Below are 7,998 nucleotides of genomic sequence, written 5' to 3'. Positions count from 1 at the left end.
ATTATCAACGGCTCGGAAGTGTCTAGATTATCCGTGGCGATTCATAAAGCAGGTTAAGCACCTTGATTATATTGACCTCAAAGAAGTGTCAGTAACGACATAATAATGTTCTTACAGTCATTACCCTAATTAATAAAAATGAAGCAAGTGTTATCATCAGCAACCACTCACTATGCACTACCTGATACCATCATTGTAACTGTAAAAGTGCATATCACAATGGATAACCAGCGAGCATAGCCGTTAATCATCTACACATCACAAATTGACTAAATGAAGTTATTAACACTAATCTGGAGCTTATACGACAATATCTTTACCGAAAATACTCTTTGTCTATGACTGATTAGAAACGCATGTAAACAGATCGGAATTTCGATCAGCCCATTCTTTATTCTGGCTAGTTTATAACTTCAATCCTTCCTGTATTAAGGCCATAAAAATCGTAGTGCTTACTGCTTTACTGTAGTCACTTAGTATAAGTAAGATAAAAGAACTTAACGTTTGCTGGCGCGTTACAGCCCCCCTGAGACTGTATTCAGTACATAGATGAATATCAAGAAAAAACACCATCAGAAAAGTGACAGCAGTATCAGTCGCAGTTTTAAATACACAGCTGTCATCGATTCTGTTTTAACGCAACTGTCTTTTTTTATGTCACCGGTAATGGATATGAATCACATTCAACCGGAGACTTTCCTCATGAATTACATCTTTAACGATTTCTGGCAGAAACGTATTGCCGCTACCTTTCAGAATGCCCTGGATGCCTATCCACGAGTATTAATGCTGAGGGTTGATCTACGCCTGCCTGATACCCCTGCCGCCACTGACGCCGCTGTAATATCCCGTTTTACAGAATCCCTTAAAGCCAAAATTACCGCCTGTCAGTTGCGTAGAAAGCAGGAAGGCAAACGGGTACACCCCACAACGTTGCGGTATGTCTGGGCTAGGGAGTTCGGCGAGCGTAGCGGTAAAAAGCACTATCACGCTGTTTTACTGCTGAACCGAGAGAGTTGGTGTGGAGTTGGTGATTACAATTCACCGCACACGCTGGCCGGGATGATTAAACAGGCCTGGTGTAGCGCGTTGCAGGTGGACGTGCAGCAGCATGCCACACTGGCGAATTTCCCTGAGAATCCGGCGCTATGGATTGACAGGGGGAACAGCGCACAACTTCAACAGGCCCTGGCGCGGGCTGATTACCTCGCTAAAGACCACACCAAAGTCACCGGTGATGGCGGGCGTAACTTTGGCTGCAGCCAGGGCTGACTTCCTGCCATTCCCAGTCCCTTACCTAGCCTCTCCAGGTAATATTTTACATACACGCCTTATCCTCTGAAGGAGTACCGGTGTGCAACAGAACTCAACCCATACCGAACTCCTCCCGTCATTCATTTTCAGAGGGAGAGATTCCATGACCACAGCCACTAACCCCATTCTTTGCGCAGAAGACCCACTTATCGACATGGTATACATCACCACATACACCGGTATGACCGACAAGTGGTTCTACAAATTGATTCAGGATGGCAGGTTCCCGAAACCCATCAAGCTGGGACGCAGTTCCCGTTGGTACAAAAGCGAAGTCCAGAGCTGGATGCAGCAAGCTATTGCCGACTCACGGGGGTCCTGAAGTCAACCGGGCAGCATCGCTCCCGTAAAGCGGCTAACTGCATACCGCTCCGCTGGCAGCGTGAACACGATAAGCGGCGTTAATGTGACGCGAAGCCCTGCCCCGCTTGCCGCCGAAAATCCTGACCCATCAGTTCCAGCTGTCCATAATCAACCCGTAACCCGCCATCCTCCACACAGACGGCCATCTCTCGACGGTGCCTGCCTGCATGTCGTATGGCGGTAAGGAGTCAGTCCGATGAATTTTAAGACCATTACCAGTGAGAATCTGCACGCCGAAATTCGTATGCTGAAATGCTACCTCGCCAATGACCACCGTGGGCATTTTGTGACAACCAGTGAAGCGACAAACATGCCGGGGCAGGTATGGAGCTGCGTATCCTGTGGCTGCCGACTCATCTTCCATACCAGCACGCACGCTGATTCACCCTGGTTCGAACATGACCAGAGGACAGTAGCTACCAGTGCGTTGATGGGCTGTGCGCATATTGACCCGGCAGTGAAAGCGGAGATACGCAGCAGAACATTACGCAGTCTTTTCAACACCCCAGATTCCCCGGTAATGTCGCAGGCCTGGTACTGCGTCTGGTGCGCTAACCATTACAGCGGGGAAAAACGCTGCACCGCCTGCGGGACCGGTATTTACAGCATTGAGGAAGCCTGCTGGCAGAATAATTACACCTAAATTGCCCTGCTTGTTGGGGAGATGCCAAACTACAGCTTCATTGGGTCTGCCACATGAGCAACCATGATTTTAAAAAGTGGATAATGCTCTGAAAGAGACCAAGCAACAGCACTTACAGTGCTGCATCTACATGAATTTTTTGGGTTACAGAACTAAATTTCGGGCATATATCGGAATGCAGTACGCAATTTTTCACGTAAAAAAACTGTGATTTTTGCCTTAGGTTACGTAAAATATCACGTAACCAAATTCATTCGATTTTATACGGATTACAGCATGGCTAGTGTTGATGCAGATTACTGCTACTCTTTTCCAGCTATACGTGGCATTCAGGCTGGTCGTCCTTTCTACATTGCCACATGCCCGATGCGCATCATACCCAAAATATTCAGCTTTGATGAAAATGACGTCCCTCCTGAGCTACGCGCACAACGCACGCTGAATAAATCACGCATCCCCGAAATGGTGCGTTATCTGCTGGAAAATCCAAAAGATTATGTGTTTTCAGCACTGACAGCGTCTATTGCCGTTGACGTTCAGTTTGATGAGTTCCCTAACTCCAACAACCTGGGGACGTTGTGCGTGCCAATGGATGCACAAATTCTAATCAACGACGGTCAGCATCGCCGTAAAGCGATTGAAGACGCTTTGGATGCTCGCCCGGAGCTGGGCCAGGATAATATTCCGGTGTTGTTCTTTGTTGATGAAGGCTTAAAACGTAGCCAGCAGATGTTCGCCGATCTGAATAAATACGCTATTCGCCCCAGCCCGTCGCTGGCGTCTCTATACGATCATCGCGATGCCAGTTCAAATCTGGCACGTTACCTGGCGATGTCCATAGAGCCCTTTGTTGGAATGACAGAACTGGAAAAATCTGGCATCAGTCAGCGGTCAAATAAGTTATTTACGTTGAGCAGCATCAAGCAGGCTACCCGCGCATTGTTGGGTAAAGATCCCAAAGAGAACAACTTTGAGGAATGCACTCAAATTGCTACCCAATATTGGCAAGCTATTTTTAGCGTGATGCCGGATTGGCAGCTAGCGGCTAAAAAAGAGGTTTCACCGGTTCAGTTACGACAAGATTATGTTCACGCTCATGGCATTGGATTGCAGGCACTTGGGCAACTGGGATATACCCTGCTAACGGATTATCCTGAGCAATGGCCGGAGAAAATAGCTGCACTGAAAACTTTTAACTGGCGCAGAAACAACCCGGATCTCGTCAAACGTGCGATGCAGCACGGCAAACTGAGTAAAACCAGTACCGCGATCCAGCTCACCTGTAATGCGCTAAAAACCGCGCTCTCAATCCCCCTCACTCCTGAAGAACAGGAGCTTGAAGCTCAAATGGTTGTCTCATGAGTACATTAGTTCAGGCCTACGATTTGGCCGAATATGAAGATTTTATTAATCAGGAGCAGTTCGCTGGACGCCCTCTGGCCGAATATGTTGCTGAGGTTCAAAGAATTTATTGTGCGGATAATCGTCCGTGGGTAATTGGCTACAGCGGCGGGAAAGATTCTTCTGCCGTAATTACGCTGGTGTATCTGGCTCTGCTTGGCCTGCCCCCGGAAATGCGCAACAAAGATGTTTTTGTGGTGTCGTCCGATACGCTGGTCGAAACGCCTGTGGTAGTTGATTTAATTAAGAAAACGATGTTGCAGATTGAGGCAGGCGCAAAGCGTAATGACCTGCCAATCACTCAACACGCAGTAACGCCTAAAACGAATGAAACCTTCTGGGTCAATTTACTGGGTAAAGGTTATCCGGCTCCAACCCGGAGTTTCCGTTGGTGCACTGAGCGCATGAAAATCAATCCGGTGAGTGACTTTATTAAAGATAAGGTCAGCCAGTTTGATGAAGTGATTGTTGTCCTGGGTTCACGTAGTAGTGAGAGTGCCTCCCGTGCACAGGTCATCGCAAAGCACAAAATTGATGGCTCACGCCTGGCCCGACATACCACGCTGGCAAATGCGTTTATCTATACCCCTATTGATACCTGGGATGTCGAAGACGTCTGGAAACTGCTGCGCGGCGCGTTCCGCTATGCCCCGGACGATATTGATGAGTGGGAAAGCCCGTGGGGTGGAAACAACCGTCCTCTGTGGACGCTATATATGGACTCTTCCGCTCAGGGTGAGTGTCCCCTGGTGATCGATGAAAGTACCCCTTCTTGTGGTAACTCCCGCTTTGGCTGCTGGACCTGTACCGTAGTCACCAAAGATAAAGCGATGGAGAGCCTGATCAAGAATGGCGAAGAATGGATGTCTCCGCTGCTGAAATACCGTGATCTGCTGGCATTTACCACCGATCCAGTAAATAAAGACACGTTTCGCAACTATAAACGTCGTACTGGCAAGGTCAGTTATCAGTATGCCAAAGATGGCGAAGAAATTAGTGCCGAGCGTAAACATGTTCCTGGCCCCTACTGGCTTAAGTATCGCCAGCAGTGGCTAAAAGAGCTGCTGGTAATCGAGCGTGATTTAAATGCTCAAGGCCATACGATTACGTTAATTACCCAACCGGAGCTGCATGCTATCCGTCAGGAATGGTTGAAAGATCCTAATGAACCAGACTGGTATGACACGCTACCGGGTATTTACCGAGAAGTGTATCAGCAGGATTTAGACTGGGTAGTGGACGATCAGTCGCGCTTTGACGCCAGCGATGCAGATTTGTTGATACAGATAGCTCAGGGATTTGACGTTGCACCCGAGATGGTCATGAAGCTGATTGAACTGGAAGTGTCAATGGAAGGGCTAAGCCGTCGTCAGGGGATTTTTGACAAACTCGGTACCATTCTAAAACAGGACTGGGGTAGTCTCGAAGAGATCCAGCAGCAACAAGCAGCACTACAAAAACGTAACGACCGGGATATTCACCAGGAAGAAGTCACCAGGCTGGAAGCTGAACTTCAGGTTCTACAGCGAAGAATTGTCGATGCCAGTGAATCCTCTGTTTTAGTCGAGGAGGAAAACGAACGTGCTCATTAAACAACTAGTGTTACATAATTTTCGGGTATTTAACGGTACTCATACCATTGATCTGGCCCCCAGAAAGCGCCCACACGATTTGAATCCACGACCTATTGTACTGTTTGGTGGTTTAAACGGTGCAGGGAAAACGTCGATCCTATCAGCGATCCGTCTAGCACTATATGGTCGGCTGGCGTTTGGCCTTGCCACTCAACAACAGGAATATGTCGAGCAACTTAGTTCGTTAATTCACAACGGTGCGTACGATATTGAACAACCTGAGGAAGCCGCTGTCGAATTGACCTTTACCTATAATAAGGGCGGCCATGAAGCGGAATTTACCGTTACGCGAACCTGGAAAAAAGGTAAGAAAGATCGCCTATCTCTGCAACAGGATGGACAGCCACTCAGTGAGCTGGATTACGATCAGTGCCAGGGGTTTCTTAATGAATTAATCCCGCATGGCATTGCCGATCTGTTCTTTTTTGATGGCGAGAAAATTGCGGAGCTGGCGGAAGATGAATCCGGCAATATTTTGCGTACCGCAGTGCGCCGTTTATTAGGTCTGGATCTGATATCCAAACTGCGTAATGACTTAATGATTTTTGTTAAGCGCCAGCAATCCAGCCAGTTGGTGGGTTCTCAACAACAGCAGATTGCAGAGCTTGAAAAACAAAGTAAAGAATTGGCCTGCCAGACTGAAGAGATACTGGAAAGAGCCGATTTTGCCAAATCGCGGATTGAGTTTATTTCTAAAGATATTATCCGTTATGAAGGTTTGCTAAATGCTCAGGGGGGGGCTTTTGCCCAGACAAAAGCGCAGGAAAAGCAGAAAGTTGATGCGTTATTGAAAGATAAGGAACGTCTGGAAAAAGCACTGCGTCAGGAATGTGATGGGCCGCTACCTTATGCGCTTGCGCCCACTATTTTGTCTCGTTTACTGCAACAAATTACTGATGAAACGCAGATTAAACAGGCAAAAAGCTTTGAAAAAGAGCTGAGCCAGTTTTTAACGCAACTCAGAAATGATATTGCATTTCGTTCTGAGGGAACTGGCAAAATAGCAGCTGAAGCGATTACCGATAATCTAAAAGAGTATATGGCAACTAAGCCTAAAGGCGATTTGCTGTTTGATATCTCTGAACGTGAAGCCGGTATGCTCCAACAGTCGATTGAACAAGACAGCAAAAAGGCATGGCAACGCTTCGATCTTTACCGTACCCAGTTATCAGAGACTGAACAGCAGTTAGAGCAGGCTGCTGCAAATATTGCCCGCGCCCCGGAAGACGACCAGTTAATGGAGCTCTTTGAGAAGCTACGCGAACTGGATAAGCAACGTGAAAAACAGCGGCAAAAATATCTTTCATTGCTGGAAGATGCTAAACGAATTAAGCAACAGCAACTGGATTGCGTTCGTCAGGTACAAAAAATGCATGATGTTGCCCGAAGTCAGCATGGCTTGAGTTGCGCCTTTAAAAACGCTCAAGAAACGATTAATTTACTCGATCGATACAGTGATGTATTAACGCAGGCAAGAGTGAAAACACTGTCAGCGAATTTCGAAATAGCCTATCGCAAACTGGCCCGTAAAGAAGATTTACAACTTAGTGCGCACATTAACCCAGAGACGTTTGACGTAGAGCTGATTGATGAACAAGGATCCGTCATAAAACGTAAGCTGCTTTCTGCCGGTGAAAAGCAAATTTATGCAATTGCTATTCTTGAGGCTTTAGCAAAAACCTCAGGCCGTGATTTACCGGTGATTATCGATACGCCATTAGGACGTCTGGATTCTCAGCATCGGGATAAACTGATTAACCACTATTTCCCGTTTGCCAGCCATCAGGTAGTGCTGCTATCTACTGATACGGAAGTGGATGAGCGTTATTTTGTTGATCAATTGCGTGATGATATCTCTCATGCTTATGAGATTGTGTTTAATGCACATACCAAATCGTCTGCACTGAAACCTGGCTATTTCTGGGAATTAACTAAGGAGGCGATCTGATGCTCCCGAATCGAATGGTGCTTAGTCGTCAGACTGAAGAGCAGCTTAAAAAATTGAAAGGATATACAGGGATTACGCCCAATGTCGCTGCTCGACTGGCATTTTTCCGTTCGGTAGAGAGCGAGTTCCGTTATTCGCCTGAGCGGGATACCAAGAAGCTGGATGGCTCGCTGGTACTGGATAAAATTACGTGGCTGGGGGAGACATTACAGACTACAGAATTGGTGTTGAAGATGCTTTATCCACAGATGACGCAGAAGGATATGATTAAAGCCTGGGCAGCACATGTTGAGGATGGGATTGCGGGGTTAAGAAACTATCGCTCGGTAAAAGATTTTGTATATGGAGTATACAAATAATGGAAAATAATAAGTCGATATTCACCCCATCTTTGCTAACAAAGCATGAAAATGGCACACTAACAACGGTAATCTGTATTAGTCGCGACTTGATCTGACATATGGTAATCCCCCCGAAAAATCGATGCAGGCATAAGTAGAATTTTCTCCTAACCTGAATGCAGGGGGGATTACCAGTGCATATAACAACATCAAAGGATTATGAGGGGCCCTTTAGTCCCCTCGCCGCCAGCACGAAATTAACTAAATTTTTCAGAAAGCTAAGATCCATAGACCTACCAGGCTCAACCCTTAGATGTATTAGCTCAGACCTGATCTGACAGTTACCGGTTATTC

General features: G+C 46.8%; 7 protein-coding genes. All 7 read left to right on the top strand.

Translation table 11 applies throughout. The features are described 5' to 3' along the window. The first annotated feature begins 702 nt into the window (after positions 1–702). The 7 genes from AQ981_RS25020 (at position 703) to dndE (ending at position 7,662) form a co-directional block, all read left to right on the top strand. The gene (locus AQ981_RS25020; RefSeq protein WP_058914474.1) at positions 703–1,272 is read left to right on the top strand and encodes an inovirus Gp2 family protein; all 570 of its coding nucleotides are present in this window, start codon (positions 703–705) and stop codon (positions 1,270–1,272) included. A gap of 145 nt (positions 1,273–1,417) precedes the next feature. Continuing rightward, the gene (locus AQ981_RS25015) at positions 1,418–1,636 is read left to right on the top strand and encodes a helix-turn-helix transcriptional regulator (protein ID WP_058914473.1); all 219 of its coding nucleotides are present in this window, start codon (positions 1,418–1,420) and stop codon (positions 1,634–1,636) included. A gap of 237 nt (positions 1,637–1,873) precedes the next feature. Next, on the top strand, positions 1,874–2,320 hold the full coding sequence (locus AQ981_RS25010; RefSeq protein WP_082683277.1) for a putative zinc ribbon protein: 447 nt from the start codon (positions 1,874–1,876) through the stop codon (positions 2,318–2,320). A gap of 276 nt (positions 2,321–2,596) precedes the next feature. Next, entirely contained in the window at positions 2,597–3,682 is a 1,086-nt protein-coding gene (dndB, locus tag AQ981_RS25005) for a DNA sulfur modification protein DndB (protein WP_021552210.1), read from the top strand. Next, positions 3,679–5,313: a DNA phosphorothioation system sulfurtransferase DndC gene (gene dndC, locus AQ981_RS25000; RefSeq protein ID WP_058706439.1), complete on the top strand. Its 1,635-nt coding sequence runs from the start codon at positions 3,679–3,681 to the stop codon at positions 5,311–5,313. Before dndB ends, dndC begins: the two co-directional genes overlap by 4 nt. After that, on the top strand, positions 5,303–7,303 hold the full coding sequence (dndD, locus tag AQ981_RS24995) for a DNA sulfur modification protein DndD (RefSeq protein ID WP_001577626.1): 2,001 nt from the start codon (positions 5,303–5,305) through the stop codon (positions 7,301–7,303). Before dndC ends, dndD begins: the two co-directional genes overlap by 11 nt. After that, entirely contained in the window at positions 7,303–7,662 is a 360-nt protein-coding gene (gene dndE, locus AQ981_RS24990; protein ID WP_058675766.1) for a DNA sulfur modification protein DndE, read from the top strand. The genes dndD and dndE overlap by 1 nt, the downstream gene beginning before the upstream one ends. Positions 7,663–7,998: the final 336 nt, after the last annotated feature.

The sequence above is a fragment of the Entomohabitans teleogrylli genome (genome assembly GCF_001484765.1).
In the GTDB taxonomy this organism is placed as follows: domain Bacteria; phylum Pseudomonadota; class Gammaproteobacteria; order Enterobacterales; family Enterobacteriaceae; genus Entomohabitans; species Entomohabitans teleogrylli.
Note: the sequence above shows the minus strand (reverse complement) of the source record. Positions and strands in the feature narration are given on the sequence as shown.